Here is a 1,074-nt window from a genome sequence, read left to right on the forward strand (position 1 = left end):
CATACGTCTGAGAGCTTTTTGGATCAATGGTTTCTTTATTGGATAGATCTTTTACCTGCTCGTGAAACTCTCTTTCAAATGACGGAGCGTCTGTCTCTACATCATCCTCCATATCAGCTTGGGCCTCCACTGTCATTCTTGCATAGGGAACAGCTTCAAGCCTTTCGTAAGGAATGTCTTGGCCAGTTTTTTCACACACTCCGTACGTTCCATCTTTCATTTTTTGTAATGCATGGTTGATCTCCTCTAACAGCTCCCGGTCGATCTCTCTCACTGTTTGGTCTGTCATCCGGTCTGTGACGAGCGTGCCGTGGTCTGCCATGTGGTTGTCAACCCCATTGGAAAGCTCCCCCACTTCTTCCGTCATTGATTCTGTTTCCTTCTTCTCGCCAGACAATTCTTTTTGCATATCGAGCAATTTATAATAGAGATGCTTCTTTTGTTCTTTTGTCAGCGCCATGTGTATCCTCTCCTTTCTATCCTGTTTCCCGTTTTGCCCCTTGTCAAACATGAGAACTTGATAGAAAGATGAGCGACTGCATCTTTGCACGGATCGCAACCGTTGGCGATAATAGTGTTTCAGGATTTCTTTGGCAGTTTTTTGTCTTCTCTTCTTTCGTAGTTGTAAAAACAGAACAGGGCATGTACGCTCTGCTCTGTTTTTTATATAAAAAAAGCCTAACCATTTTTTGAACGGCTGGCTCATCAAATATTCAGCTGCACAAATGCTTTGTCAGCACCGCTTGAACTTCGCTTAAATCGGTGTCTTTCGCAAATTCTAATTCGAACGTTTTGCTTCTAGTCATCAATAAAAGCCCAGTGTCCGGGTCAAACATGCCCGCTTCTTGGATCGCAAAGCTTTCAATTGTTTTATATGGAAGAAATACACGAACCTTCTTTTTAGAAAACATTTTATTGTCAAAGAAAATGATCCGCTTATTTGTAAAGCAAATTTGGTCCACTCGGAGCTTATAAATCGATTCTATTCTTTCCCCTTCAACGAGCAAAGCTTCAAGCTTCTTTGCATCCGTTGATCTGCTAACAGAAAAAATACCCAATGAAGAACCCCTCTTT

2 protein-coding genes are annotated in these 1,074 nt (G+C 41.9%); both read right to left on the minus strand.

Annotation, left to right across the window (positions count from 1 at the left end; translation table 11 throughout):
- Positions 1-460 (minus strand): TraR/DksA family transcriptional regulator (locus tag RAC86_RS39010; RefSeq protein ID WP_377886990.1); only part of this gene is annotated, 460 nt, incomplete at its 3' end.
- A 253-nt stretch (positions 461-713) separates the two neighbouring features.
- A complete protein-coding gene (locus RAC86_RS39015; protein WP_003220141.1) occupies positions 714-1,058 on the minus strand; it encodes a PH domain-containing protein in 345 nt (114 codons plus the stop codon).
- Positions 1,059-1,074: the final 16 nt, after the last annotated feature.

The organism is Bacillus sp. LR_5, assembly GCF_042709275.1.